The organism is Bradyrhizobium sp. BR 10261, from assembly GCF_019455395.1.
GTDB lineage: Bacteria > Pseudomonadota > Alphaproteobacteria > Rhizobiales > Xanthobacteraceae > Bradyrhizobium > Bradyrhizobium manausense.
Genome location: NZ_JACOFQ010000023.1, coordinates 40,607 through 66,898 on the forward strand (window position 1 = coordinate 40,607; position 26,292 = coordinate 66,898).

Sequence of the window (26,292 nt, forward strand, 5' to 3'; positions counted from 1 at the left end):
GTCAGACTGCTTCTGCGCCGGAGATGATTTCGATGAGTTCCTTGGTGATCTGCGCCTGACGCGTGCGGTTGTAGACCAGCGTCTGCTTGCGGATCATTTCGCCGGCGTTGCGGGTGGCGTTGTCCATCGCCGACATCTGCGCGCCATAGAACGAAGCGTTGTTCTCGAGCAGGGCGCGGAAGATCTGCACCGCGAGATTGCGCGGCAGCAGGCGCGTCAGGATCTCGTCCTCCTCCGGCTCATATTCGTAAGATGTCGTACTGGCGGGAGCGTCTTCCTCGACGACCAGCGGAATAATCTGCTGCGCGGTCGGGACCTGCGCGATCACCGACTTGAATTGCGAATAGAACAGCGTGCAGACATCGAACTCGCCGGCGTCGAAACGCGCCAGAACCTTCTTGGCGATGTCCTCGGCGTTGACGAAGCCGAGCTGGCGCACGCTGCGCAGGTCGAGATGCTCGACGATCTGCCTGTCGAACTGGCGGCGAAGCTGCTCGTAACCCTTGCGGCCGACGCAGAAGAATTTCACTTCCTTGCCTTCGTTCATCAGGGCCAGCGCGCGCTCGCGGGCGAGGCGCACGATCGACGAGTTGAAGGCGCCCGACAGGCCGCGCTCGCCGGTGCAGACCAGCAGCAAATGAACCTGGTCGCGGCCGGTGCCGGCCAGCAGCGCAGGGGCGCCGGGCGAGCCCGCGGCAGCGCTGGCGATGTTGGCGATCACCGCGCTCATCTTGTCGGCATAGGGACGTGCAGCTTCCGCGGCGGTCTGCGCGCGGCGCAGCTTCGAGGCCGCGACCATCTGCATGGCCTTGGTGATCTTTTGCGTCGCCTTGGTGGAGGCGATGCGGACGCGCATGTCTTTAAGTGACGCCATTCTTCGTTCACCCCGGCGGTTCGACCCTTGTGGTCGAGCCGTTGCCTGTCCCAGTCGTCATGCCCGGGCTCGTCCCGGGCATCCACGTTCTTTTCTTGCAAGCCGAAACGCGTGGATGGCCGGGACCTCAATTGCGAAGACGCGCTTCGCGCTTTAGCCCGGCCATGAACGCGTTTAGGCGAAGCTCTTCGCGAAATCCTCGACCACCGACTTCAGCTTGCCAGCGGTGTCGTCGGAGAGGTCGCGGCTGTCGCGGATCGCATTGAGAATGTCGACATGCTTGCCGCGCAGCAGCGAGAGCAGACCGTCCTCGAACGCCTTCACCTTATTGAGCGGGAGCGGATCGAGATAGCCGTTGGTGCCGGCCCAGATCACGCAGACCTGCTCTTCCATCTTCAGCGGCGAGAACTGCGGCTGCTTCAAGAGCTCGGTCAGGCGCGAGCCGCGGTTGAGGAGGCGCTGAGTCGAAGCGTCGAGATCGGAGCCGAACTGCGCGAACGCGGCCATTTCGCGGTACTGCGCGAGCTCGCCCTTGATCTTGCCGGCGACCTTCTTGGTGGCCTTGGTCTGCGCCGACGAGCCGACGCGCGACACCGACAGACCGACGTTCACCGCGGGACGGATGCCCTGGAAGAACAGGTCGGTTTCCAGGAAGATCTGGCCGTCGGTGATCGAGATGACGTTGGTCGGGATGTAGGCCGACACGTCGTTGGCCTGGGTTTCGATGACCGGCAGCGCCGTCAGCGAGCCCGAGCCCTGGTCCTTGTTCAGCTTCGCCGCACGCTCGAGCAGGCGGGAGTGCAGGTAGAACACGTCGCCGGGATAGGCTTCGCGGCCCGGCGGGCGGCGCAGCAGCAGCGACATCTGGCGATAGGCGACGGCCTGCTTGGACAGATCGTCATAGATGATGACCGCGTGCATGCCGTTGTCGCGGAAGTACTCGCCCATGGTGCAGCCGGTGAAGGGCGCGATGTACTGCATCGGCGCCGGATCCGACGCGGTGGCGGCGACGACGATCGAATATTCGAGCGCGCCCTGCTCTTCCAGCACCTTCACGAACTGCGCGACGGTCGAACGCTTCTGGCCGACCGCGACGTAGACGCAGTACAGCTTGATGTTCTCGTCGGGCTGCGCGTTGAGGGGCTTCTGGTTCAGGATGGTGTCGAGCGCGATCGCGGTCTTGCCGGTCTGGCGGTCGCCGATGATCAGCTCGCGCTGGCCGCGGCCGATCGGGATCAGGGCGTCGATCGCCTTGAGGCCGGTCGCCATCGGCTCGCTCACCGACTTGCGCGGAATGATGCCGGGCGCCTTGACGTCGACGCGCATGCGCTTCTCGGCCTGGATCGGGCCCTTGCCGTCGATCGGGTTGCCGAGCGCGTCGACGACGCGGCCGAGCAGGCCCTTGCCGACCGGCGCGTCCACGATGGCGCGGGTACGCTTGACGGTCTGGCCTTCCTTGATTTCACGGTCGGCACCGAAAATAACGACGCCGACGTTGTCGGTTTCGAGGTTCAGCGCCATGCCGCGGGTGCCGTTCTCGAACTCGACCATTTCACCGGCCTGGACGTTGTCCAGACCGTAGACGCGGGCGATACCGTCGCCGACGGACAGCACCTGTCCGACTTCGGAGACTTCAGCTTCCTGGCCGAAATTCTTGATCTGGTCCTTGAGGATCGCGGAAATTTCCGCGGCGCGGATGTCCATCAGCCTGCCTCTTTCATCGCGTGCTTGATCGAATTGAGTTTGGTGCGAAGCGAGCTATCGATCATGCGGCTGCCAAGCTTCACGACGAGGCCACCGATGATCGAGGGATCGATCTTCACGTTGAGCGCGACGTCCTTGCCGGTCACCGACTTCAGGGCAACCTTGAGAGCGTCGAGATTCTTGTCCGACAGCGCCTCCGCGACCGTGACGTCAGCGGTCGCCTCGCCCTTGAACTTGGCGACGAGGGCCCGATAGGCGCGGATGACGTCCGCCACCGCGAACAGGCGGCGGTTGGCGGTCAGCACTTTGAGGAAATTGGCGGTGATGCCGGCGATGCCGGCCTTGTCCAGCACGGCCGAGAGGGCCTTGGACTGGGCGTCAGCCGCGAAGACCGGGCTGCGGACGAGGCGCTTCAGATCGACGCTTTCGTTCAGCAGAGCCTCGAACTTCTCGAGGTCGGCCTTGACCTCGTCGACCACTTTCTGGTCGCGGGCCAGTTCAAACAAGGCCGTTGCATAACGGCCCGACACACCTGAAACGGACGTATCTTCTGCAGCCACAGACGCGCTCTTTTAGCTGTCAAATTCGCAAGGGAAAAACCGTCGCCACAAAGCGGCGCCTAGCGATCCAAGCCCTTGGAATTCAAGCGGGACTTCGATTTTCGACCAGCACGGGAAGTGCCGGGCTCGTTAAAATCGCGGCTTTGCTAACATAGCAGGCGCGCACGTGCAACATGACGCCAAATTAAAGGCACGACCTTCTGTCGCCAGTTCGTCCCACGTCGCGGCCATCTCACCGCGATCGTTGCGACGACCTGCCATGCCAGGGAATTGCCGCGAGCTTTTGTCGGCCGCGCGCCCTTTCGTTCCTGCCCTCAGCGCATAGCGGCCATGAACACGGATCGCTGAGCCGTGATTCAGTGCGCGCCGTCCTGCCCGCTGAATACTTACCCAATTCTAAATGCGAAGAGTAACAGACTTGGTTTTACAGTATTCGCAAGTAATCGATCAGTTAATGAACCGTTAAATGGAAAGATTACGAAACTTCGGCTGAATATCGATTCAGATCACAAGATATTTCATGAGGACACGGATCGGATTTACTGCCCAATTCACGCCTCATTGGGAATCGAAACGCCAAATCGCTCACAAACTGATGGGGGCTCCACTTGCCACATATGTGGCATTACTAGCGTAGGGACCAATAGATGCTGTCATTGAAGACGCTGGGAACTGTGACCCGGCCGCGTACGGCGATTGCTTTCGTCGCTGCAACTCTCTTCGTCGGTGGGACTGCCACCGAAGCTTCCGCCAAATCCAGGCATCACCACCGGGGTTCTCACCACCACAGCCACCAGGCCCAGGCTGACACCGTCGCGAACCCCGGTTGGTTCAACGCCAATGCGTCGATGACGCCGTCGCAGGGCACCGGCCACAGCTTCTCCGGCATGGCCTCCTATTACGGCAACGAGTCCGGCAGCCGCACTGCCTCCGGCGCGCGCTTCAACCAGAACGCCATGACCGCGGCGCACCGGACCCTGCCGTTCGGCACCAAGGTTCGTGTGACCCATGGCGGCCAGAGCGTCATCGTCACCATCAATGACCGTGGCCCGTTCGTGCGCGGCCGCGTGCTCGACCTCTCCACGGGTGCTGCCCGCGCCATCGGCCTCACCGGTGCCGGCGTCGGCCGCGTCACCGCGGAAGTCGTCTCCTAACGGCAAGCGCCTCAGCCACACGCGCAGTTTTCATCATCGTCCCGCAAGGACATGAGCAGTTTGATGCGCACGTGAAACCAGCCCGTGGTCTTTGGGGGACCACGGGCTTTTTGTTTGGCTGCTGTCATTCCGGGGCGCGACGAAGTCGCGAGCCCGGAATCCATTCATCCACCAGTTCTGCCGCCCGATGGATTCCGGGCTCGCGCTGCGCGCGCCCCGGAATGACAGAGGGCTATAAAAAGCTTTGCGGATCGACATCCACCTCGAGCTTCTGGTTGCCGGTCGTCTTCGGGCACACGGCGAGCCAGTTGCGCAAATAGTCCGACAGATCGAAGCCGCGGGCCGATTTGACCAGGATGCGGAAGCGGTAGCGGCCCTTGATGACGGCGAGCGGGGCTTCGGCGGGGCCGAGCACGACGACGCGCTCGTCGCGCGGCGCGAGTGCAACGAGCTTGCGGCCGAGGCCCTCGGCGCTCGGACGATCGCCGGCGGAGATGATCAGGCTGGCAAGGCGCCCGAACGGCGGATAGAGCGTCTTCTCGCGCAAATCGATCTCGCTGTCGTAGAAGGCCTCGCGGTCGCAGGCGATCAGCGCCTTCATGACGGGGTGATCGGGCTGGTGGGTCTGCAGATAGCCGACGCCGCGGCCCTGCTCGCGGCCGGCGCGGCCGATCACCTGGTTGAGCAATTGCCAGGTGCGCTCTGCGGCACGCGGATCGCCGTTGGAAAGGCCGAGATCCGCATCGACCACGCCGACCAGATTGAGCCGCGGAAAATTGTGGCCCTTGGCGACGAGCTGCGTGCCGATGATGATATCGACGCGGCCTTCCGCGATCTCGGCAAGCTCGCTGCGCATCGTCTCGATCGAGGTGATGAGATCGCTCGACAGCACCATGGTGCGCACTTCCGGGAACAGCGCCGCCGCCTCCTCCTGCAGGCGTTCGACGCCGGGGCCGACGGCCACCAGCGATTCCTCGGCGGCACAATGCGGACAGGTTGGCGGTCGCGGCATCGAGAAGCCGCAATGATGACAGACCAGGCGCTGGCGAAAGCGATGATCGACCAGCCAGGCATCGCAGATGGTGCAGGCGAAGCGATGGCCGCAGGCACGGCACAGCGTCAGCGGCGCATAGCCGCGGCGATTGAGGAACAGCAGCGCCTGCTCGCGCTTCTCGATGGCTTTTCTGATCTCGCCTGCCAGGCGCGGCGAGATATAGCGGCCGCGCGCGGGCGGCTCGCGCCTGAGGTCGATGGCCTCGATATGCGGCATGTGCTGGCCGCCGAAGCGCGAGGGCAGCGCGATGCGCTGATAGCGGTTCTTGCGCGCATTGACCTCCGACTCGACCGACGGCGTGGCGGAGGCCAGCACGATCGGGATTTTAGCGATATGCGCGCGCACCACCGCCATGTCGCGGGCGTGATAATGCACGCCCTCGTCCTGCTTGTAGGCCTGGTCGTGCTCCTCATCGACCACGATGAGGCCGAGATCGGCGTAAGGGAGAAACAGCGCCGAGCGCGCGCCGACCACGACCGGTGCGGTTCCTTCGGAGATCGCGGCCCAATTGCGCGCGCGGGTGCGCGGCGTCAGCTCGGAGTGCCATTCGATCGGGCGCACGCCGAAACGTTGCGCGAAGCGATCGAGGAACTGGCCGGTCAGCGCGATCTCCGGCATCAGGATCAGCGACTGCTTGCCGCGGCGGATGGTTTCCGCCACGGCCTCGAAATAGACCTCGGTCTTGCCGGAGCCGGTGACGCCGTCGAGCAGCGCGACATGGAAGGTGCCGTTCGCCGCGAGCGCGCGCATCGCATCGACGCCGGCGCGCTGCAGCGGCGAGAAATCCGGCCGGCCGAACTCCGGATCGGGCGCTGGCGGCGGGGGCGGCGGCGGCATCGGCTCGACCGTGAGCGTGCCCTCATCGACGAGGCCATCGATCACGCCGGCGGAGACGCCGGCTTCCTTTGCAGCCTCGGACTTGCCGTGCAGCAGCCGGTCCGACAGCACCTCGATGACGCGCGAGCGCGCCGGCGTCAGCCGCCGCGGGGGATCGCCTGTCAGTCGCACGCCGGCGCGGACCCGTTCGGGGCCGAGGTTCTCGCCCATGCGCAGGCACATCCGCAGCACCATGCCGCGCGGGCTCAGCGTATAATTGGCGACCCAGTCGACGACGGCGCGCAGCTCGCCCTTCAGCGGCGGGAAGTCGAGCTTCTCGCTGACCTCCTTGAGGCGATTGTGCAGGCGCGGATCGGGATTGGCGTTCTCGCCCCAGACCACGGCGAGCACCTCGCGCGGCCCCAGCGGCACACCGACGAGATCGCCGGCCTTCAGCTCCATGCCCACAGGCACCTTGTAGGAATAGGTCTGGTCGAGCGCGACAGGCACCAGCACGTCGACCATGCGGGTCGCGTTGGCGGAGGCGGTCGTGCTGCGCGAGGTGTGATCCATGAACGGAGAATCGGAACCTTTGGGGTCTCTTGGGGCGTTCAGGCTAGCGCTGTGGAGCCGCCTTAGCGAACAGTAAACTGATGGGATGCGATATACTGTGCGGAATCACCACGTCCAGAGCGCATGAGCAAAGCGGCTGTCCCATCACTCGAGCTCGCCAGCGCCGATCCCTCGATCGCGCAGGAGATGGCGCGCTGGCTGTCCCATCTCGGCGCCGAGCGGCGGCTGTCGCCGAAGACGCTGGAAGCCTATGGCCGCGACCTCAGGCAGTGCCTCGATTTCCTGTGTAGCCATTGGGGCGAGCGCGTGACGTTGGAACGGTTCGCCTCGCTTGAAGCCGCCGACGTGCGCGCCTTCATGGCGATGCGCCGCGCCGATGATATTGCCGGCCGTTCACTGATGCGCGCGCTGGCGGGCCTGCGCTCGTTCGGCCGCTTCCTCGAGCGCGAGGGCAAGGGCAAGGTCGGCGCGCTCTCCGCGATCCGCGCGCCGAAGGTCGCAAAGACCTTGCCGAAGCCGCTGCCGATGGCATCGGCAAAGCGTCTGGCTGACGCCGACGAGCGCGCCGGCGAGGAACGTGAGACCTGGATCCTGGTGCGCGACGCCGCGGTGATGGCGCTGCTCTATGGATCGGGCCTGCGCATCTCCGAGGCGCTGGGGCTGAAGCGCCGCGAGGTGCCGAAGGCGGGCGAAGGCGACGTTCTGGTCGTCACAGGCAAAGGCAACAAGACGCGCATGGTGCCGGTGCTGCAGAACGTGCTGGCGCTGATCGACGAATATGTCGCGATGTGCCCGCATGCCTTGCCGCAGGAGGGACCGATCTTCGTCGGCGCGCGCGGCGGTCCCTTGAGCCCGCGCATCATCCAGCTCGCGATGGAGCGGCTGCGCGGCGCGCTGGGCTTGCCCGACAGCGCCACGCCGCACGCGCTGCGGCACTCCTTCGCCACGCATCTGCTCTCGCGCGGCGGCGATTTGCGCGCCATTCAGGAATTGCTCGGCCATTCCTCGCTGTCGACCACGCAGGTGTATACCGGGATCGATTCCGAGCGGCTGCTGGAAGTCTATGCGAGCGCGCATCCGCGCCGATAATTGCTGCTGTCATGGCTCGCTCCTGGCAAGCATGCCTCTTGCGCAGGCCGCGCGGTTCGGTCAATCGTTGCGGAGCCGCGACAGGAGGATTCATGAGCGCACACGAAAGCATGGAGCACGCCGAGCATGCCGAGCACGCATCGGGCGAGAACAAGAAGATCGCCCTGCTGATCGCGGTGCTGGCACTGTTCCTGGCGATCTCGGAAACGCTCGGCAAGGGCGCCCAGACCGAGTCGATCAGCAAGAACGTCGAGGCTTCCAATCTCTGGGCGTTCTTCCAGGCCAAGAGCATCCGCCGCACCGTGGTGCAGACCGCCGCCGAGCAGGGCAAGCTGACGCTGGGTGCTGCCACCGACGACGCCATGAAGGCCGCGGTGCAGAAGCAGATCGACGATTGGACCAAGACCGCGGCGCGCTACCGCTCCGAGCCCGAGACCGGCGAAGGCACCGAGCAGCTCGCCGAAAAGGCCAAGCACGCCGAGCACGAGCGCGACGAGGCGACCGCGAAATATCATCATTTCGAGCTGGCCTCGGCCGCGTTCCAGATCGGCATCGTGCTGGCGTCGGCGACGATCATCACCGGCATGCTGCCGCTGGCCTGGATCGCCGGGCTCTTGACGATCGCTGGCCTCGGCATGACCATGCTCGGCGCCTGGGCGCCGCATCTGCTGCATCTGCACGGGTAGACGGCGCCACGCACACCGCTGTCATGCCCCGGCTTGACCGGGGCATCCAGTACGCCCCAGCACGTCGGTTCTAATCTCGCTGTCTCTGGAATACTGGATTGCCCGCCTTCGCGGGCAATGACACTGAGTGCGTAGCAAGCAGCTCAGCGCGCTTCGTGCACGCTCTTGCGGAAGCGCTGGATCAAACGGAGGGTGCGCGAGGACCAGCCTTCGCCGTTGCCCTTGATCAGCTCGCGGATGCGCCGCTTGATCGGCTCGACGAGTTCGGTCGCCTTGGCACGCAGCCGCAGCACCAGCTCGTAGAGCCGCTCGAACCAGTGCATCTCCAGCAGCTTGTCGCGCGTGACGTCGAATACGAAGGCGGTGACGCCGACGCCCAGCATTTTTGCGAACAGGAACGTGGAGACGCCGGTCAGCCAGTATTGATGCGTGAGCAGCCACAGGCCAATCAGCTTGAGCGGAAACAGCGGGATGATCGGCACCACGAACACGATCAGCGTCATCGCCGGGGACAGTGCATCGACGCGGTCGGCCAGCCACTCCTTCACACGGGCGAGCGGGATCAATGCGACCACCCGCGCGACGACAGGCTCGAGATGGTCCCACAGCCAGGCTTCGATCAAAAAGATGATCGCAAGCAGGACCCAGACCGGTTGAAGAAGGCGGCGTAGCATGTGATGTCCCGCCCGATTCGGCCCTGGGCGTGACCTACATATGGATGGCCCGCTTGCCGACTGCAAGCGCGGCTTCCTTGACGGCCTCCGAGCGGGTCGGATGCGCGTGGCAGGTACGGGCGAGATCCTCCGCACTGCCGCCAAATTCCATGAGAACGCAGGCCTCATGGATCATTTCGCCGGCTTCGATGCCGATGATGTGCACGCCGAGCACGCGGTCGGTCTTCGCATCTGCGAGAATCTTCACGAAGCCGTCAGTGGTCTGATTGACCTTGGAGCGGCCGTTGGCGGTAAAGGGAAACTTCCCGACGGTGTAGGCGACGCCGGCCTGCTTGAGCTCTTCCTCGGTCTTGCCGACGGAGGACACTTCCGGGGTGGTATACACGACCCCCGGGATGACGTCGTAATTCACGTGGCCGGCCTGGCCGGCGATGATCTCCGCGACCGCAACGCCTTCGTCCTCGGCCTTGTGGGCGAGCATGGGACCGACGACGACGTCGCCGATGGCGTAGACGCCCTTCAGGCTGGTGGCGAAATGCGGATCGATCTGGACGCGGCCGCGCGCATCGAGCGCAACGCCGGCTTCCTTCAGCCCGAGGCCCTCGGTGTAGGGCACGCGGCCGATGCAGACCAGCACGACGTCGGCTTCCAGCGCCTCGGCGGCACCGCCGGCGGCGGGCTCGATGGTCGCCTTCAGCGCCTTGCCTGAGGTGTCGACGGCGGTGACCTTGGCGCCAAGCTTGAAGGCAAATCCCTGCTTCTCGAGGATGCGCTGGAATTGCTTTGCGATCTCGCCGTCCATGCCGGGCAGGATGCGATCCAAAAATTCGACCACGACGACTTCGGCGCCTAAGCGCTTCCACACCGAGCCGAGCTCGAGGCCGATCACGCCGGCGCCGACGATCAGGAGCTTGCCGGGCACCTTGTCCAGCGACAGCGCGCCGGTGGACGAGACGATGCGCTTCTCGTCGATCTCGATGCCCTTGAGGCGCGCGATGTCCGAGCCGGTCGCGATCACGATGTTCCTGGTCTCGATCAGCTGCGACTTGCCGTCGGCGGAGACCTCGACCTTGCCGGTGCCGAGGATCTTGCCGGTGCCCTTGAGCACGTCGACCTTGTTCTTCTTCATCAGGAACTCGACGCCCTTGACGTTGCCGTCGATGCCCTGCTGCTTGAAGTTCATCATCGCGGGAAGATCGAGCTTCGGCGACGACACCGAGACGCCCATCTTGGCGAAGGAGTGCCCGGCTTCCTCGAACATCTCGGAGGCATGCAGCAACGCCTTCGAGGGCATGCAGCCGACGTTGAGGCAGGTGCCGCCGAGCGTCGCGTTCTTTTCGACCACGGCGACCTTCATGCCGAGCTGGCTGGCGCGCACCGCGCAGACATAACCGCCAGGTCCGGTGCCGATGACGACGAGATCGTAGGTAGCCATGAGAGAAAGTCCCGTAAGTTTAGCGTGATGAGGATGTGTCAGCGTCCGCGCGGCGCGTCAGCGTCCGCCGGACACATCGAGAATGGCTGAGGTGACGTAGGAGGCATCGTCCGACATCAGCCAGACGATGGCATTGGCGATTTCGTCCGCGGTGCCGACGCGCTTCATTGGCACCAGATGGGCCAGGCGATGATGCCGGTCGGGCTCGCCGCCGGAGGCGTGAATTTCGGTATCGATCAGGCCGGGGCGGATCGCGGCGACGCGAATGCCTTCGGCTGCCACCTCATAGCCGAGACCGATGGTGAAGGAATCCACCGCGCCCTTGGACGCGGCATAATCGACATAGGTGTTGGGCGCGCCGAGCTTGGCGGCGACCGACGACAGATTGACGATGACACCGCCCTTGCCGCCATGTTTGGTCGACATGCGCTTGACGGCCTCGCGCGCGCAGAGGATGGAGCCGGTGACGTTGACCGCCAGCACGCGCTGGATGCGCTCGGCCGACATCTCGTCGACGCGCACCCCGCTTTGGCCGACAATGCCGCCATTGTTGACGAGCGCCCCGAGCGTGCCGAACTTGTCGGCCTGCTTGAACAGGTCGATGATGTCGCGTTCCTCGGCAACGTCGCACTTCACCGCGATCGCCTTGCCGTTGCTGGCCTCGATTTGCGCGACCACCTCGTCGGCAGCCTTCTTGTTGCTGGCATAGCCGACCACGACGCGATAGCCGCGCGCGGCCGCCGCAAGCGCGGTGGCGCGACCAATGCCGCGGCTGCCGCCGGTGATGACAACGACTTTATCGGTCACGTCCGCCTCCATCATTGGACAAACGCCGTCGCCCATGCAGGCGACGGCGTCCTCAAAGCATCGGGGATCAGAGATCGAGCACCAGGCGCGCCGGATCTTCCAGGCTCTCCTTGACGCGAACCAGGAAGGTGACGGCTTCCTTGCCGTCGATGACGCGGTGGTCGTAGGACAGCGCCAGATACATCATCGGGCGGACCTCGACCTTGCCGCCGACGACCATCGGGCGATCCTGGATCTTGTGCATGCCGAGGATGCCGGACTGCGGCGCGTTCAGGATCGGGGTCGACATCAGCGAGCCGTAGATGCCGCCATTGGTGATAGTGAAGGTGCCGCCCTGCATCTCGTCGATCTTGAGCTGGCCGTCACGGGCGCGACGACCGAAATCGGCGATGCTCTTCTCGATGTCGGCGATCGACTTGTGGTCGCAGTCGCGCACCACGGGCACGACGAGACCCTTGTCGGTGCCGACGGCGACGCCGATGTGATAGTAATTCTTGTAGATCAGATCGGTGCCGTCGATCTCGGCGTTGACGGCCGGGATGTCCTTCAGCGCCTGCACGACGGCCTTGGTGAAGAAGCCCATGAAGCCGAGCTTGGAGCCGTGCTTCTTCTCGAACGCATCCTTGTAGTGGGCCCGCAGCGCCATCACGTTGGTCATGTCGACCTCGTTGAAGGTCGTCAGCATGGCCGCGGTGTTCTGCACGTCCTTGAGGCGGCGCGCGATGGTCTGGCGCAGGCGGGTCATCTTGACGCGCTCTTCGCGCGCGGCGTCATCGGCAGGCGACGGCGCGCGGACCTGCACGGCGGCGGCGGGCTGGTTCACCGGGGTCGGCGCGGAGGCCGCACGCTCGATCGCAGCGAGCATGTCGCCCTTGGTGACGCGGCCGTCCTTGCCGGAGCCCGGAACGGTCGAAGCATCGATGCCGCTCTCGGCTGAAATCTTGCGCACGGACGGAGCGAGCGGCGCATCGGCTGGCGGCGCCTTCGGCGCAGCGGCGGCAGCAGCCGGAGCCGCAGCGGCGGGCGCTGCAGCGGCTGCGGCGGGCTTGGCGGGTGCCGCGGCGGACTTGGCAGCACCGGCACCGTCGGTGATCTGGCCGAGCAGCGCACCGACCGCGACGGTCGCGCCATCGGCGGCGATGATCTCGCTCAACGTGCCGGCCGAGGGCGCCGGGACCTCGATGGTGACCTTGTCGGTCTCGAGCTCCACCAAGGGCTCGTCGACGGCGACCGGGTCGCCGGCCTTCTTGAACCAGCGGCCGATGGTGGCCTCGGTGACGGATTCGCCGAGCGTCGGCACACGAATTTCAGTCATGGTCTTTTCCTTAAGGGATCGCAGTCGCGGACAGGAATTCATACGTCATGCCCCGCCTAGTGCGCGATTGCGCACGGGGGGCGGGGCATCCAGTACTCAGCGACGTTCGTGCTGATCACGAAGTTCACGGCGTACTGGATTGCCCGCCTTCGCGGGCAATGACAGTCTTAAAAAACTTCTCAGCTCAATGCTTCGTCCAGGAACGCCTTCAACTGCGCCTGATGCTTGGACATCAGACCAGTGGCGGTCGCGGCGGAAGCGGCGCGGCCGACATAACGCGGACGCCGGCTCGCACCGTTCACCTGGTTCAGCACCCATTCCAGATAGGGCTCGATGAAGTGCCAGGCGCCCATGTTGCGCGGCTCTTCCTGGCACCAGATCACTTCCGCCTTCTTGAAGCGGGACAGCTCGGCCACCAGCGCCTTCAGCGGCACCGGATAGAGCTGCTCGACGCGCATCAGGTAGATGTCGTCGATGCCACGCTTCTCGCGCTCCTCGTAGAGGTCGTAATAGACCTTGCCCGAGCACAGCACGATGCGGCGGATCTTCTCGTCCGGAACGAGCTTGATCGGCTCGTTCGGCAGCATCTGGGCGTCATCGTAGAGAATGCGATGGAAGGTCGTTCCCTTCGCCAGCTCCTCGAGACGCGAGACCGCACGCTTGTGACGCAGCAGCGACTTCGGCGTCATCATGATCAGCGGCTTGCGGATCTCGCGATGCAGCTGACGGCGCAGCACGTGGAAGTAGTTCGCCGGCGTGGTCGGGTAGACCACCTGCATGTTGTCTTCCGCGCACATCTGCAGGTAACGCTCGAGGCGCGCCGACGAGTGCTCCGGTCCCTGGCCCTCATAGCCGTGCGGCAACAGGCAGACGAGGCCGGACATGCGCAGCCATTTGCGCTCGCCCGAGGAGATGAACTGGTCGAACACGACCTGCGCACCGTTGGCGAAGTCGCCGAACTGGGCTTCCCACAGGGTCAGCGTGTTCGGCTCGGCGAGCGAATAGCCGTATTCAAAGCCGAGCACGGCTTCTTCCGACAGCAGCGAGTTGATGACCTCGTAATGGCCCTGCTCGTTGCCGAGATGGTTGAACGGCGTGTAGCGGCTCTCGTCCTCCTGGTCGATCAGGACCGAATGGCGCTGCGAGAAGGTGCCGCGCTCCGAATCCTGTCCGGAGAGGCGGACGTGGTGGTTTTCGGAAAGCAGCGAGCAGAACGCGAGCGCCTCGCCGGTCGCCCAGTCGATGCCGTTACCACTGTCGATCGCCTTGGCGCGATTATCGAGGAAACGCTGGATGGTGCGGTGGACGCGGAAACCGTCAGGCACCTTGGTGATCTTGCGGCCGATGTCCTTCAGCGTCGCGATGTCGACGCCGGTGACGCCGCGCCGCGCATCCTCTTCCTGGTCGGCGATCTTGAAGCCGGCCCATTTGCCATCGAGCCAGTCGGCCTTGTTCGGCTTGTAGGAGGTGCCGGCCTCGAACTCGGCATCGAGGCGCGCGCGCCAGTCGGCCTTCAGCTTGTCGACCTCGCCCTCGGTGACCACGCCCTCGGCGATCAGGCGCTTTGCATAGAGCGACAGCGTCGACGGATGCGCCGCGATCCGCTTGTACATCACCGGCTGGGTGAACGCCGGCTCGTCGCCTTCGTTGTGACCGTAGCGGCGATAGCACCACATGTCGATCACGACCGGCTTGTGGAATTTCTGCCGGAACTCGGTCGCGACCTTGGCCGCGAACACCACCGCCTCCGGATCGTCGCCGTTGACGTGGAAGATCGGCGCGTCGATCATCTTCGCGACGTCCGACGGGTAAGGCGACGAACGAGAATAACGCGGATAGGTGGTGAAGCCGATCTGGTTGTTGACGATGAAGTGCACGGAGCCGCCGGTGCGGTAGCCCTTCAGGTCCGACAGGCCGAAGCATTCCGCCACCACGCCCTGGCCCGCGAACGCCGCGTCGCCATGCATGAGCAGCGGCATCACCGAGATGCGCTGGTCCGGCGGATCGCCGTGCTGGTCCTGCTTGGCACGCACCTTGCCGAGCACGACGGGATCGACGATTTCGAGATGCGAGGGGTTGGCGGTCAGCGACAGATGGATGCGGTTGCCGTCGAACTCGCGGTCCGAGGAGGCGCCGAGATGGTACTTGACGTCGCCGGAGCCTTCGACCGCGTCGGGGTTGGCCGAACCGCCCTTGAACTCGTGGAATAGGGCGCGATGGGCCTTGCCCAACACCTGGGTCAGCACGTTGAGGCGGCCGCGATGCGGCATGCCGAGCACGATTTCCTTCACGCCGAGATTGCCGCCGCGCTTGATGATCTGCTCGAGCGCGGGGATCAGCGCTTCACCGCCGTCGAGGCCGAAGCGCTTGGTACCGGTGAACTTGGTGTCGCAGAACTTTTCGAAGCCTTCGGCTTCGACCAGCTTGGTGAGGATGGCTCTACGGCCTTCGCGCGTGAAGGAGATTTCCTTGTCGGGCCCCTCGATGCGCTCCTGGATCCACGCCTTCTGCGCGGCATTGCTGATATGCATGAATTCGACGCCGAGCGTCTGGCAGTAGGTGCGCTCGCAGATCGCGGTGATCTCGCGCAAGGTGCCATATTCGAGGCCGAGCACGTGATCGAGGAAGATCTTGCGGTCGAAATCGGCTTCGGTGAAGCCATAGGTGCGCGGGTCGAGCTCTTCGCGGTTGCGCTGGGCTTCGATGCCGAGCGGATCGAGCTTGGCGTGGAAGTGACCGCGCATGCGGTAGGAGCGGATCAGCATCAGCGCGCGGACGGAGTCGCGCGTGGCCTGGAGCAGGTCGGCGGAGGAGATGTCGGCGCCCTTGGCTTGCGCCTTGGCGGCGATCTTGCTGCCGACTGCCTTCTCGACTTCGGCCCAGTTGCCGTCGAGCGCGGAGGTCAGGTCGTCCTTGGGGGTCAGCGGCCAGTTGTCGCGCTCCCAGGACGGGCCTTCGGCGTTCTTGAGGACGTCAGCCGGCTGGTCGTTGAGGCTCTTGAAGAACTCCTGCCATTCGGCGTCGACCGAGGACGGGTCCTTCTCGTAGCGCGCGTAGATTTCGTCGATGTAGGTGGCGTTGGTGCCCTGCAAAAATGATGACAGGGCAAAGGCTGCGTTCGCGTCCTGGCGAGACATACTGGGTTCCTGGCGATTTCGGTTCGCGCATAACAAACGGCGCTGGCGCCGAGCTCCCCGACAGGGCTCGACGCGACAGGCACCCTTTACCCTATTTGTTGCGAAACTTCGCCCGGAAAAGCACGAAGGAGTGAATCAGCCTTTCAACTTTTCGGCAAGCGTGTGGCCGAGGCGTGCCGGCGACGGCGACACTGTAATACCTGCGGATTTCATCGCTTCCGTCTTGGAACCGGCATCGCCCTTGCCGCCCGAAATGATCGCCCCGGCGTGGCCCATGCGGCGGCCGGGAGGGGCGGTGACGCCCGCGATGAAACCGACCATCGGCTTCTTGCGGCCGCGCTTGGCCTCGTCCTTGAGGAACTGGGCGGCGTCTTCCTCGGCGGAACCGCCGATCTCGCCGATCATGATGATCGACTCGGTCTTGGGGTCGGCCAGCAGCATTTCGAGCACGTCGATGAACTCGGTGCCCTTGACCGGGTCGCCGCCGATGCCGACCGCGGTGGTCTGGCCGAGGCCTTCCTGGGTGGTCTGGAACACGGCTTCGTAGGTCAGCGTGCCGGAACGGGACACGATGCCGACCGATCCGGTCTTGAAGATGTTGGCGGGCATGATGCCGATCTTGCACTCGCCGGCGGTCATGACGCCCGGGCAGTTCGGCCCGATCAGGCGCGACTTGGAGCCGGCGAGCGAGCGCTTCACGCGCACCATGTCGATGACGGGAATGCCTTCGGTGATGCAGACAATCAGCGGGATCTCGGCGTCGATGGCCTCGCAGATCGCATCCGCCGCGCCGGGCGGCGGCACGTAGATCACCGACGCGTCGGCGCCGGTCTTCTCCCGCGCCTCGCGCACCGTGTCGAACACCGGCAGGCCGAGATGGGTCGAGCCGCCTTTACCCGGCGAAGTGCCGCCGACCATCTTGGTGCCGTAAGCAATCGCAGCCTCGGAATGGAAGGTGCCGTTCTTGCCGGTGAAGCCCTGGCAGATGACCTTGGTGTTCTTGTCGATCAGGATGGACATGAGGTCTGCTTTCGCGAAACGAACTGAGTGAGAGGGTCAGTGGATGCGGCGGTAGATGCCGGTGAGCACGTCGGCCCAGCCTTCCGCATCCGGCGAGAACTGAATCTTCAACGAATAGGAGGCATCGTCGATGATCTCGTAGACGTGGCGCGCATTGCCGCGAAGCGAGCCGCGCACCAGTGTCAGGGTGTTGCCGACCCAGCCGCCGGAAGCGGGCGAGGGCGGCGTGTAGCCAAGCGAATCGTACCAGAACAATTTGTAGGTCCGGTCGTCGCGGTCGTAGGTGAAGAGGCCGTGGGTGGCGAAGACCTCCTTGCCATCGCGCATCTGCACCGAGTCCTGGATCAGATAGAACCCGTTGAGATCCATGCGCGCGACGGTGCGCGAGGTGGCCGGTCCGCCCGCCGTCCAGCGCGACGGAAAGACCATCTCTTCGCCATTCCATTCGCCGGCGAATGCGGCGAGACGCGCATGCTCTGCAAGTGGAGATGATGCGGAGAGATGATCCTGGGCCATGGCCTTAGCCTCCCTTGACGGCCTTCACGATCTTCTGCGCGGCGTCGTCGAGATTGTCCGCCGGCACCACGTTCAGGCCGGATTCGCGGATGATCTTCTTGCCGAGCTCGACATTGGTACCTTCGAGGCGAACCACCAGCGGCACGCTGAGGCCGACCTCACGAACTGCAGCGGTGACGCCTTCGGCGATCACGTCGCACTTCATGATGCCGCCGAAGATGTTGACCAGGATGCCCTTCACGTTGGGATCGGCGGTGATGATCTTGAACGCGGCCGCGACCTTCTCCTTGCTGGCGCTGCCGCCGACGTCGAGGAAGTTCGCCGGCGCCATGCCGTAGAGCTTGATGATGTCCATCGTCGCCATGGCAAGACCGGCGCCGTTGACCATGCAGCCGATATTGCCGTCGAGGGCGACATAGTTGAGGTCGTACTTGGACGCCTCGATTTCCTTGGCGTCTTCCTCGGTCTCGTCGCGCAGCGCGAGCACCTCGGGGTGGCGGAACAGCGCGTTGTCGTCGAACGATACCTTGGCGTCGAGCACGCGGAGCTGACCCTGCTTGGTCACGACCAGCGGGTTGATCTCCAGCATCGACATGTCCTTGGCGACGAACGCCGCATAGAGCTGCGCGGTGAGTTTTTCCGCCTGCTTGGCGAGATCACCCGAGAGCTTCAGGGCATTCGCGACCGTGCGACCGTGATGGCCCATGATGCCGGTGGCGGGATCGACCGAGAAGGTCACGATCTTCTCGGGGGTGTTGTGTGCGACGTCCTCGATGTTGACGCCGCCTTCGGTCGAGACGACGAAGGAAACGCGCGAGGTTTCGCGGTCGACCAGGATCGAGAGATAGAACTCCTTGTCGATGTCGGAGCCGTCCTCGACGTAGAGGCGGTTGACCTGCTTGCCGGCCGGGCCGGTCTGCACGGTCACGAGGGTGGCACCCAGCATCTGCTTGGCGAATTCGGAGACTTCGGCGGCCGACTTGGCGATGCGGACGCCGCCCTTGTCGCCGGCCGAGGCTTCCTTGAACTTGCCCTTGCCGCGGCCGCCGGCGTGGATCTGGCTCTTCACCACCCAGACCGGACCGGGCAGCGCCATGGCTGCTGCGCTTGCGTCGGTGGCACTCAGGACTGGAACGCCCTTGGAGATCGGCACACCGAACTCGCTCAGCAGCGCCTTGGCCTGATACTCATGAATATTCATATGGTCGCTCCCTGAACCCGCGGGCGGTGACCTCATGGGCCCACCTCAGTCTTGTGGCTGGCATACCATATACCACAGGAACTTCAACCCGGATTCTTTGACACCGGAAATCCTGGACCCAGACCCGCCCCGGTCGTCAGGGCCCGGAAGTGAAACCGCCGAAGACCGGTTTCGGTCTTCGGCGGGATTGTTGCGTCTTAACGGCCGAGAAGATCGGGGGCGATCTTCTTGCAGGCGTCGACCAGACCCTGCACGGCGCCGACCGACTTGTCGAAGGCCTCGCGGTCCTTGCCGGCGAGTTCGATCTCGACGACGCGCTCGACGCCCTTGGAGCCGATCACGACGGGCACGCCGACATACATGTCCTTCACGCTGTACTCGCCGTTGAGATAGGCGGCGCAGGGCAGCACGCGCTTCTTGTCCTTCAGATAGCTCTCGGCCATCGCGATGGCCGAGGCGGCCGGGGCGTAGAAGGCCGAGCCGGTCTTGAGCAGATTGACGATCTCGGCGCCGCCGTTGCGGGTGCGATCGACGATCTCGTCGAGGCGCGCCTGCGAGGTCCAGCCCATCTTGACGAGGTCGGGCAGCGGGATGCCGGCGACGGTGGAGTATTTCACCAGGGGCACCATGGTATCGCCATGGCCGCCGAGCACGAAGGCGGTGACGTCTTCGACCGAGACGTTGAACTCGTCGGCCAGGAAGTAGCGGAAGCGCGCGGAGTCGAGCACGCCGGCCATGCCGACGACCTTCTTGTGCGGCAGGCCGGAAGCCTTCTGCAGCGCCCAGACCATGGCGTCGAGCGGATTGGTGATGCAGATGACGAAGGCGTCGGGAGCGTATTTCTTGATGCCGGCACCGACCTGCTCCATGACCTTGAGGTTGATGGAGAGGAGGTCGTCGCGGCTCATGCCGGGCTTGCGCGGCACGCCGGCGGTGACGATGCAGACTTTTGCGTTGTCGAGCGCCTCGTAGGAGTTGGCGCCGGTGTAATGCGCGTCGAAACCGTCGACCGGCGAGGACTGCGCGATGTCGAGCGCCTTGCCCTGCGGCACGCCCTCGGCGATGTCGAACATCACGACGTCGCCCAGTTCTTTCAGGCCGATGAGGTGAGCCAGCGTTCCGCCGATCTGACCGGAGCCAATCAAAGCAATCTTGTCGCGCGCCATGTGAACCTGTCCTTTAGACACGTGAGGAGGGGAAAACTGAGAGGGTGGTTATCCCTTTCGCTTCCCCCGTTCAAGTCGGTGGATGCCCATTTGTCGGGCTTGCCGAGATAGCAGCCAGCATAGCTGGTCGTCATTCCGGGGCGCGACGAAGTCGCGAGCCCGGAAATCCATCCGGCGGCAGAGTTTGTAGCGCGATAGATTCCGGGCTCGCGCTCCGCGCGCCCCGGAATGACAGCGGTACCTTCGCGGCCAATAGGACTTAAGTCTCGACCAGGCCCTTGGTGGAGCCGCTGGCGGTGGAGTCCTTGCGGCCATGAGGCAGCGCCAGATAGGATTCCGAACTCATCTCGATCAGGCGCGAGGCGGTCCGCTTGAACTCCATCGCCTCGGTGCCCTCATCGGCGATGTAGAGCGAGATCGGGTTGGCGTCGGCCGAGGCCATCAGCTTCACGGCATTGTCATAGAGCGTGTCGATCAGCGTGATGAAGCGCTTGGCGGCGTTGCGCTGGGAGAAGTCCATCACTGGAATGTGGTCGACCAGGATGGTGTGATAGTCGTGCGCCAGCCTGAGGTAGTCGGATGCGCCCAGCGGCTTCTCGCAGAGATCGGCGAAGGCAAAGCGCGCGACGCCATGGGCCGAGCACGGCACGTGCAGGGTGCGGCCCTTGATCTGAATATCGCGCGACTTGCATTTGGCATTGCCTGTCATCTTCGCCCAGGCGCGGTTGAGCGCCGTGTCGGCATCGCCATCCGCCGGCGTCAGCCACATCGGCACGCCCTGGAGTTTTTCCAGCCGGAAGTCGGTGCGCGCGTCGAGCCGCGTCACGTCCATGTGGTCGGTGATCTGCTTGATGAAGGGCAGGAACAGCGCGCGGTTGAGGCCGCCCTTGTAGAGATCGTCGGGCGCGACGTTGGAGGTTGCGACCACGACGGTGCCGAGCTCGAACAGCTTTGCGAACAGGCGTCCGAGGATCATCGCGTCCGCGATGTCGGTGACGTGGAATTCGTCGAAGCAGAGCAGCCAGCTCTCCTCGAAGATCGCATGCGCCGTCAGCGCGATGACGTCGCCATCGGGGATCTGCCCGCGCGCGATGCTCTGGCGGTAGTCGTAGATGCGCTCGTGCACGTCGGCCATGAATTCGTGGAAATGCGCGCGGCGCTTGTGCTCGACATTCGAGTGCTGGAAGAACAGGTCCATCAGCATGGTCTTGCCGCGACCGACCTCGCCATGGACGTAGAGCCCGCGCGGCGCCTCGTCCTTGTCGCCGCCGTTGAACAGGCGGGCGAGCAGGCCCTGCTTGCGCCTGGGGCTGTAGTTCGCGAGCCGCAGATCCAGCGCTGAATAGGCTTCGGCGACTTCGGCCTGCGCGGCATCGGCCTCGATCGCGCCGGAGGCGATCTGGGCCTGATAGGCTTCGCTGAAGGAGGAGTTCGGGGTGGAGAGCATCGCCCTTTACCGCCAGAGACCGGCGGAAATTGCAAGCCGTCAATTGGTGGACGGGCTATGCGGATTCTTCTCCCTCGCCCCGCTCTTGCGGGGCCGCGACGAGCTTCGCGCGCGCTGAGAGGGTTGGGGTGAGGGGCCTCTCTCCACACGTGAGATGGTAGAGAGACCTGTACCCCCTCACCCGGATCGCAAGAGCGACCCGACCTCTCCCCGCAAGCGGGGAGAGGTGAAGATCACGCACACAGCTCGTAGGCGTCCTCGACCACATAGGGCCCGCCGCCGGTCGATGCGCGGGAGGAGAACAGCACGAACCGCTCGGCCATGAAGGCCTTGCTCGGGAAGTAGCCGCGGATCGAGAGATAGTCGGCGACGTCGCGGTCGGTGGCGTCGTGCAGCCGGGCCAGCGTGACATGCGGAATGAATTTGCGCCCTTCCGGATCGAGGCCGATCCGCTGCATCATGCGTTCGAGCTCGGCCTGCAGATCCATCAGCGGCTTGCTCGGGGCGATGGTGGCGACCACCGCGCGCGGCTTGCGGCCGCCGAAGCTCTGCAAGCCCTGCACCTTCACTTCAAAGGGTTTGCGATCGATGCGAAACAGCATCGACGCGATCTCGTTGGCGGAGGCGCCGTCGATATCGCCGATGAAGCGCAGAGTGACGTGATAATTTTCGGGATCGATCCACCGGGCGCCGGGAAGGCCGCCTCTAAGATTGGAAAGCGACTGGCCAATCTCGGCCGGAATTTCCAGACCAGTGAACAAACGCGGCATCGTTTCGCACTCCCGATGCTTGGGTACAGTCCTCAAAGCCAAGGACCCTATCCAAATTAGAGCCGGCGACGAATCACCGGTACCCTGATTCCTATCGCAGTTGTGTGACTCTGCGAAGTGTTGCCAAGGCTACACCCGAAAAACCCTGGGTGTTAGGGTTAGCATTGCCTGCTTTTCAACGGCGTTGCTCGCCGATCGTGCGCACGAATGCCTCCACGGTGGGCAGCATCTTGTCGACGACGATGTCGACGCCTGCAGCGGTCGGATGAATGCCGTCGGCCTGGTTGAGCTTGGCATCGGCCGCGACGCCCTCGAGGAAGAACGGATAGAGCGGCACGTCGAACCGTTTCGCCAGTTCCGGATAAATCGAATTGAAGCGCGCACCATAGTCCGCGCCGAAATTCGGCGGCGCCAGCATCCCACACAACATCACGGCGATCTTGCGCGCCTTGAGACGCTGAACGATGTCGGCGAGCGCCGCCCGCGTCAAGTCAGGGTCGATGCCGCGCATGGCGTCGTTGGCGCCGAGCTCGACGATCACGCCCTCGGTTCCCTCAGGCACCGACCAGTCGAGCCGGTCGCGGCCGCCGGACGCGGTGTCGCCCGACACGCCGGCATTGGTCATGTCGATCTCTATGCCCTTGGCCTGCAAGGCTTTTTTCAGCCTGGCCGGAAACGCATCCTGGGCCGAAAGGCCAAGACCGGCACTCAAGGAATCGCCGAGGACGACGAGCTTGATCGGCTTTGCCGCGTCCGCCCAGGCGGGACCTGCGAGCGTCATCAAGGCGAGCATCAACACGGCTATGTGCATGAACAATCCGTAACGCCTCTCGACCGCGCTATCGGACTTGCCATATGACCGGACCATGGACATCAGCATCGCTTCCTCGTCGCTCGCCGGTACCACGCCGGACACCATCGCCATCTCCAACGTCAATCTCTCATTGGGGTCGGGGGCGGCACGCGTTCACATCCTCAAGGATATCAGCTTGCGCGTCGGCTCGGGGGAGACGATCGGCCTGATCGGCCCGTCAGGCTCGGGCAAATCCACGCTGCTGATGGTGATGGCGGGGCTGGAGCGTCCTGATAGCGGAGAGGTGGTGGTGGGTGGCACGCCTTTCAATGCCCTCGACGAGGACGCGCTGGCCCGCTTCCGCGGCCGCCAGGTCGGCATCGTCTTCCAGTCCTTCCATCTGATCCCGACCATGACGGCGCTGGAGAATGTCGCGGTGCCGCTCGAGCTCGCCGGCAATCCTGATGCCAGCAAGCGCGCGGCAGAGGAGCTGCAATCGGTCGGCCTCGGTGACCGCCTGCATCATTATCCGACGCAACTCTCCGGCGGCGAGCAGCAGCGCGTCGCGCTCGCGCGCGCGCTGGCGCCCGATCCTGCCATCCTCGTCGCGGACGAGCCGACCGGCAATCTCGACGAGGCGACCGGCAAGCAGATCATCGACCTGCTCTTCACCAAGCATGCCGAGCGCGGCATGACTTTGGTGCTGGTCACGCACGATTCCTCGCTGGCGCATCGCTGCGATCGCGTGATCCGCCTGCGCTCGGGCCGCATCGACACGCAGACGACGAACGCATGAGCGTCGCTGCCCAAGCGTTTGCGAAGCCGAACGGCGTTGCGCTGTCGCTGCGCTATGCCTTGCGCGAATTGCGCGGTGGCCTGCGCGGCTTCTACGTCTTCATCGCCTGCATCGCGCTCGGCGTGATGGCGATATCGGGCGTCGGCTCGGTGTCGGCGAGCCTGAGCGACGGCCTCGCGCGCGAGGGGCGCACGCTGCTCGGCGGCGACGTCTCGTTCGTGCTGTTTCAGCGCGAGGCCAAGCCCGAGGAGGTCGCCTTCCTGCGTTCGCGCGGCAAAGTCTCCGTGGCTTCGACCTTGCGCGGCATGGCTCGCTCGGGCGAGGGCAAGCTGGCGCTGGTCGAGATGAAGGCGGTCGATGACACCTATCCGATGCTCGGGCAGCTGACGCTGGCTCCGGAGCTGCCGCTCGCGGATCTGCTCGCGGAGAAGGACGGCGCATTCGGCGCCGCCGCCGACCCGGCGCTGCTGGCGCGGCTCTCACTCAAAATTGGCGACCGCCTCACCATCGGATCCGCAACCTTCCAGATCCGCAGCGCCGTCGAGGCCGAGCCCGACAAGCTTGCCGGCGGCATCGGCTTTGGTCCGCGCTTCCTGATCAGCGAGGCCGCCTTGCGTGCCACCGGACTGATCCAGCCCGGCAGCCTGGTGCGCTGGGTCTACCGCGTGAAGCTGCCTGATGCCGCCAACAGCGACCGCGCCACCGACGGCTTCATCGCGGATGCGCGCAACGCCGCGCCAGAGGCCGGCTGGGAGGTGCGCAGCCGCTCCAACGCCTCGCCGCAGCTCGAACGCAACATCAGCCGCTTCACGCAATTCCTGACCCTGGTCGGCCTCGCCGCACTGCTGGTCGGCGGCGTCGGCGTCGCCAATGCGGTGAAGAGCCATATCGATCGCCGGCTCGAGGTGATCGCGGCGTTCAAGGCCGTCGGCGCCACGGGCCGCGACGTGTTCGGCATTTATCTCGCGCAGGTCATTTTGCTCGCCGCGATCGGCTCGGTGATCGGGCTGGCGCTGGGAGCAGCGATGCCGTTCGCCATCGTCGGCCTGTTCGGCAAGCTGCTGCCGCTGCCGGTGGTGCCGGCCGTGCATGGGGGCGAGCTCGCGCTGTCCTTCGTCTACGGCCTGCTCACCGCGCTCGCCTTCGGCCTGTGGCCGCTCGGGCGCGTGCATGACGTGCCGGTCGCGGCGCTGTTCCGCGACACCATCGCCGCCGAATGGCACCGGCCGCGGCTGGGCTATCTCGTGTTCATGGGTGTCGTCGTCGCGCTGCTGGTTGCCGTGGTGATCGGCCTGTCCTTCGACAAGCGCATCGCCGCGGTGTTCGTGATCTCCTCCGTCGTCGTCTTCGCCGTCTTGCGCGGCGTCGCCGGCCTGCTGATGGCGATCGCGCGAAAACTGCCGCGCACGCGCTTCACCATGCTGCGGCTGGCGATCGCCAACATTCACCGGCCGGGCGCGCTGACGCCATCGGTCGTGCTGTCGCTCGGGCTGGGTCTTGCCGTGCTCGTCACCATCACCCAGATCGACGGCAATCTGCGCCGGCAGTTCCTCGCCGCGCTGCCCGACCGCGCGCCGTCGTTCTACTTCATTGACATTCCGAGCACCCAGGCCGCTCCGTTCGACGACTATCTGCGCCAGATCGCTCCTGGCGCGAAGGTCGAGGACGTGCCGATGCTGCGCGGGCGCATCGTCGCCGCCCGCGGGTTGCGTGCCGAGGACCTCAAGCCCACGACCGATTCCGAATGGGTGCTGCAAAGCGACCGCGGCCTGACCTATACCGGCGAGTTGCCGAAGGGTTCCAAGGTAGTCGAGGGCGAATGGTGGGGCGCCGATTATTCCGGCCCGCCGCTGGTCTCGATGGAGAAGAAGATCGCCGATGGCCTCGGCCTCAAGCTCGGCGACGAGATCGTGGTCAACGTGCTCGGCCGCGACATCCCGGCGAAGATCAGCAATCTGCGCAACATCGACTGGCAGGGGATGGGTATCAATTTCGTCCTGGTGTTCTCGCCGAACGCCTTCAAGGGCGCGCCGCACACCCACATCGCGACGCTGACCGAAGCCTCCGGCGATCCAACCGGCGACGGCAAGATCATCAAGCAGGTTGCGGATGCTTACCCAATGGTGACGAGCGTGCGCGTACGCGAGGTCATGGAGACGGTCGGCGCGGTCGTGACCAATCTGGCGCTCGCGATCCGCGGCGCCAGCGCCGTGACGCTGATCTCGGCGATCCTGGTGCTGGGCGGCGCGCTCGCCGCTGGCCATCGCCACCGCGTCTACGATGCGGTGATCCTGAAGACCCTCGGCGCGACCCGGCTGCGGCTGCTCGGCGCCTATGCGCTCGAATATCTGCTGATAGGCCTTGCCACCGCAATGTTCGGCGTGATCGCCGGCAGCATAGCGGCCTGGATGATCGTGACGCGGCTGATGACGCTGACCTTCGTCTGGCAGGGTGCAAGCGCGGCCGCCGTGGTTGCCGCCGCCCTGGTCGTCACCGTCGGGCTCGGCCTCGCCGGAACGCTGCTGGCGTTGAACAAAAAGCCCGCCACGGTGTTGCGGAATTTGTGACAAAAGGTAGCGGCCGGCCGCGCGGGAGCGGAATCGCGCCATTCCCGCGGTTAACCACGTCTGCTTGTCAGGCTCACGTCAGGATTGCGCCGCAAGGGCGACATTCGGCCGCGCGTGGACCGTTGCGGCGGATGTGTT

The 26,292-nt window shown here is 64.8% G+C and carries 21 protein-coding genes; 5 read left to right on the plus strand and 16 right to left on the minus strand.

All coding sequences use genetic code 11. From position 1 onward, the window contains the following. Nucleotide 1: 1 nt before the first annotated feature. The 3 genes from HYH07_RS24820 to HYH07_RS24830 all read right to left on the minus strand — a co-directional run bounded on the left by HYH07_RS24820 (nucleotide 2) and on the right by HYH07_RS24830 (nucleotide 3,138). Complete coding sequence (locus HYH07_RS24820) at nucleotides 2-874, minus strand: F0F1 ATP synthase subunit gamma (RefSeq protein ID WP_220004964.1); 873 nt, start codon at nucleotides 872-874, stop codon at nucleotides 2-4. 174 nt (nucleotides 875-1,048) lie between these two features. Further along, the gene (gene atpA, locus HYH07_RS24825) at nucleotides 1,049-2,578 is read right to left on the minus strand and encodes a F0F1 ATP synthase subunit alpha (protein ID WP_220004965.1); all 1,530 of its coding nucleotides are present in this window, start codon (nucleotides 2,576-2,578) and stop codon (nucleotides 1,049-1,051) included. Beyond that, entirely contained in the window at nucleotides 2,578-3,138 is a 561-nt protein-coding gene (locus tag HYH07_RS24830) for a F0F1 ATP synthase subunit delta (RefSeq protein WP_220004966.1), read from the minus strand. Before HYH07_RS24830 ends, atpA begins: the two co-directional genes overlap by 1 nt. 647 nt (nucleotides 3,139-3,785) lie before the next feature. On the opposite strand from HYH07_RS24830, the gene HYH07_RS24835 reads away from it, so the two are divergent. Then, entirely contained in the window at nucleotides 3,786-4,292 is a 507-nt protein-coding gene (locus tag HYH07_RS24835; protein WP_220004967.1) for a septal ring lytic transglycosylase RlpA family protein, read from the plus strand. Nucleotides 4,293-4,524: 232 nt separating this feature from the next. On the opposite strand, the gene HYH07_RS24840 is transcribed toward HYH07_RS24835, so the two are convergent. Then, nucleotides 4,525-6,735, minus strand: coding sequence for a primosomal protein N' (locus tag HYH07_RS24840; protein ID WP_220004968.1), 2,211 nt, complete (start codon nucleotides 6,733-6,735; stop codon nucleotides 4,525-4,527). A 123-nt stretch (nucleotides 6,736-6,858) separates the two neighbouring features. Between HYH07_RS24840 and HYH07_RS24845 the strand changes: the two genes are divergently transcribed. Together HYH07_RS24845 and HYH07_RS24850 are read left to right on the plus strand one after the other, a co-directional pair. Then, nucleotides 6,859-7,824 (plus strand): tyrosine recombinase XerC, encoded by a 966-nt coding sequence (locus HYH07_RS24845; RefSeq protein ID WP_220004969.1) that lies wholly within the window; start codon nucleotides 6,859-6,861, stop codon nucleotides 7,822-7,824. A gap of 92 nt (nucleotides 7,825-7,916) precedes the next feature. Beyond that, the gene (locus HYH07_RS24850; protein ID WP_057740758.1) at nucleotides 7,917-8,510 is read left to right on the plus strand and encodes a DUF4337 domain-containing protein; all 594 of its coding nucleotides are present in this window, start codon (nucleotides 7,917-7,919) and stop codon (nucleotides 8,508-8,510) included. Between the two features lie 143 nt (nucleotides 8,511-8,653). Here the strand turns inward: HYH07_RS24850 and HYH07_RS24855 are convergent, their stop codons facing one another. The 12 genes from HYH07_RS24855 to HYH07_RS24910 form a co-directional block, all read right to left on the minus strand. Beyond that, on the minus strand, nucleotides 8,654-9,184 hold the full coding sequence (locus HYH07_RS24855; protein WP_220004970.1) for a hypothetical protein: 531 nt from the start codon (nucleotides 9,182-9,184) through the stop codon (nucleotides 8,654-8,656). 34 nt (nucleotides 9,185-9,218) lie between these two features. Continuing rightward, on the minus strand, nucleotides 9,219-10,619 hold the full coding sequence (lpdA, locus tag HYH07_RS24860) for a dihydrolipoyl dehydrogenase (protein ID WP_220004971.1): 1,401 nt from the start codon (nucleotides 10,617-10,619) through the stop codon (nucleotides 9,219-9,221). Nucleotides 10,620-10,676: 57 nt separating this feature from the next. Then, nucleotides 10,677-11,438 carry an SDR family oxidoreductase gene (locus HYH07_RS24865; protein WP_220005039.1) on the minus strand — a complete coding sequence of 254 codons (762 nt, stop codon included), beginning with the start codon at nucleotides 11,436-11,438 and terminating at the stop codon, nucleotides 10,677-10,679. A 55-nt stretch (nucleotides 11,439-11,493) separates the two neighbouring features. Next, nucleotides 11,494-12,741, minus strand: a complete 1,248-nt coding sequence (gene odhB / locus HYH07_RS24870) for a 2-oxoglutarate dehydrogenase complex dihydrolipoyllysine-residue succinyltransferase (RefSeq protein ID WP_220004972.1) — start codon at nucleotides 12,739-12,741, stop codon at nucleotides 11,494-11,496. Nucleotides 12,742-12,920: 179 nt separating this feature from the next. Further along, the gene (locus HYH07_RS24875) at nucleotides 12,921-15,878 is read right to left on the minus strand and encodes a 2-oxoglutarate dehydrogenase E1 component (RefSeq protein ID WP_057740750.1); all 2,958 of its coding nucleotides are present in this window, start codon (nucleotides 15,876-15,878) and stop codon (nucleotides 12,921-12,923) included. 135 nt (nucleotides 15,879-16,013) lie between these two features. Continuing rightward, nucleotides 16,014-16,898 carry a succinate--CoA ligase subunit alpha gene (gene sucD / locus HYH07_RS24880; RefSeq protein WP_220004973.1) on the minus strand — a complete coding sequence of 295 codons (885 nt, stop codon included), beginning with the start codon at nucleotides 16,896-16,898 and terminating at the stop codon, nucleotides 16,014-16,016. A gap of 36 nt (nucleotides 16,899-16,934) precedes the next feature. After that, nucleotides 16,935-17,414 (minus strand): DUF1579 family protein, encoded by a 480-nt coding sequence (locus tag HYH07_RS24885; RefSeq protein WP_220004974.1) that lies wholly within the window; start codon nucleotides 17,412-17,414, stop codon nucleotides 16,935-16,937. Between the two features lie 4 nt (nucleotides 17,415-17,418). Continuing rightward, entirely contained in the window at nucleotides 17,419-18,615 is a 1,197-nt protein-coding gene (gene sucC / locus HYH07_RS24890; RefSeq protein ID WP_220004975.1) for an ADP-forming succinate--CoA ligase subunit beta, read from the minus strand. 197 nt (nucleotides 18,616-18,812) lie between these two features. Further along, on the minus strand, nucleotides 18,813-19,781 hold the full coding sequence (gene mdh / locus HYH07_RS24895) for a malate dehydrogenase (protein WP_027572983.1): 969 nt from the start codon (nucleotides 19,779-19,781) through the stop codon (nucleotides 18,813-18,815). Nucleotides 19,782-20,040: 259 nt separating this feature from the next. Then, on the minus strand, nucleotides 20,041-21,228 hold the full coding sequence (gene zapE, locus HYH07_RS24900) for a cell division protein ZapE (protein ID WP_220004976.1): 1,188 nt from the start codon (nucleotides 21,226-21,228) through the stop codon (nucleotides 20,041-20,043). Nucleotides 21,229-21,461: 233 nt separating this feature from the next. Further along, nucleotides 21,462-21,998, minus strand: a complete 537-nt coding sequence (gene thpR, locus HYH07_RS24905) for an RNA 2',3'-cyclic phosphodiesterase (protein ID WP_220004977.1) — start codon at nucleotides 21,996-21,998, stop codon at nucleotides 21,462-21,464. 175 nt (nucleotides 21,999-22,173) lie between these two features. After that, nucleotides 22,174-22,809: an arylesterase gene (locus HYH07_RS24910; protein ID WP_220005040.1), complete on the minus strand. Its 636-nt coding sequence runs from the start codon at nucleotides 22,807-22,809 to the stop codon at nucleotides 22,174-22,176. Nucleotides 22,810-22,864: 55 nt separating this feature from the next. On the opposite strand from HYH07_RS24910, the gene HYH07_RS24915 reads away from it, so the two are divergent. Together HYH07_RS24915 and HYH07_RS24920 are read left to right on the plus strand one after the other, a co-directional pair. Continuing rightward, the gene (locus HYH07_RS24915) at nucleotides 22,865-23,587 is read left to right on the plus strand and encodes an ABC transporter ATP-binding protein (RefSeq protein WP_220004978.1); all 723 of its coding nucleotides are present in this window, start codon (nucleotides 22,865-22,867) and stop codon (nucleotides 23,585-23,587) included. Beyond that, nucleotides 23,584-26,154, plus strand: coding sequence for an ABC transporter permease (locus HYH07_RS24920; RefSeq protein WP_220004979.1), 2,571 nt, complete (start codon nucleotides 23,584-23,586; stop codon nucleotides 26,152-26,154). The genes HYH07_RS24915 and HYH07_RS24920 overlap by 4 nt, the downstream gene beginning before the upstream one ends. Nucleotides 26,155-26,292 lie beyond the last annotated feature (138 nt).

Bases quoted from the DNA above. Each gene is read 5' to 3' on its own strand.
- atpA (WP_220004965.1), bottom strand. From the start codon at position 2,578: ATGGACATCCGCGCCGCGGAAATTTCCGCGATCCTCAAGGACCAGATC.
- lpdA (WP_220004971.1), bottom strand. From the start codon at position 10,619: ATGGCTACCTACGATCTCGTCGTCATCGGCACCGGACCTGGCGGTTAT.
- HYH07_RS24845 (WP_220004969.1), top strand. From the start codon at position 6,859: ATGAGCAAAGCGGCTGTCCCATCACTCGAGCTCGCCAGCGCCGATCCC.
- HYH07_RS24875 (WP_057740750.1), bottom strand. From the start codon at position 15,878: ATGTCTCGCCAGGACGCGAACGCAGCCTTTGCCCTGTCATCATTTTTG.
- HYH07_RS24920 (WP_220004979.1), top strand. From the start codon at position 23,584: ATGAGCGTCGCTGCCCAAGCGTTTGCGAAGCCGAACGGCGTTGCGCTG.
- sucD (WP_220004973.1), bottom strand. From the start codon at position 16,898: ATGTCCATCCTGATCGACAAGAACACCAAGGTCATCTGCCAGGGCTTC.
- mdh (WP_027572983.1), bottom strand. From the start codon at position 19,781: ATGGCGCGCGACAAGATTGCTTTGATTGGCTCCGGTCAGATCGGCGGA.
- HYH07_RS24850 (WP_057740758.1), top strand. From the start codon at position 7,917: ATGAGCGCACACGAAAGCATGGAGCACGCCGAGCATGCCGAGCACGCA.
- odhB (WP_220004972.1), bottom strand. From the start codon at position 12,741: ATGACTGAAATTCGTGTGCCGACGCTCGGCGAATCCGTCACCGAGGCC.
- HYH07_RS24820 (WP_220004964.1), bottom strand. From the start codon at position 874: ATGGCGTCACTTAAAGACATGCGCGTCCGCATCGCCTCCACCAAGGCG.
- HYH07_RS24840 (WP_220004968.1), bottom strand. From the start codon at position 6,735: ATGGATCACACCTCGCGCAGCACGACCGCCTCCGCCAACGCGACCCGC.
- thpR (WP_220004977.1), bottom strand. From the start codon at position 21,998: ATGCCGCGTTTGTTCACTGGTCTGGAAATTCCGGCCGAGATTGGCCAG.
- HYH07_RS24910 (WP_220005040.1), bottom strand. From the start codon at position 22,809: ATGCACATAGCCGTGTTGATGCTCGCCTTGATGACGCTCGCAGGTCCC.
- zapE (WP_220004976.1), bottom strand. From the start codon at position 21,228: ATGCTCTCCACCCCGAACTCCTCCTTCAGCGAAGCCTATCAGGCCCAG.
- HYH07_RS24865 (WP_220005039.1), bottom strand. From the start codon at position 11,438: ATGGAGGCGGACGTGACCGATAAAGTCGTTGTCATCACCGGCGGCAGC.
- sucC (WP_220004975.1), bottom strand. From the start codon at position 18,615: ATGAATATTCATGAGTATCAGGCCAAGGCGCTGCTGAGCGAGTTCGGT.
- HYH07_RS24915 (WP_220004978.1), top strand. From the start codon at position 22,865: ATGGACATCAGCATCGCTTCCTCGTCGCTCGCCGGTACCACGCCGGAC.
- HYH07_RS24835 (WP_220004967.1), top strand. From the start codon at position 3,786: ATGCTGTCATTGAAGACGCTGGGAACTGTGACCCGGCCGCGTACGGCG.
- HYH07_RS24885 (WP_220004974.1), bottom strand. From the start codon at position 17,414: ATGGCCCAGGATCATCTCTCCGCATCATCTCCACTTGCAGAGCATGCG.
- HYH07_RS24855 (WP_220004970.1), bottom strand. From the start codon at position 9,184: ATGCTACGCCGCCTTCTTCAACCGGTCTGGGTCCTGCTTGCGATCATC.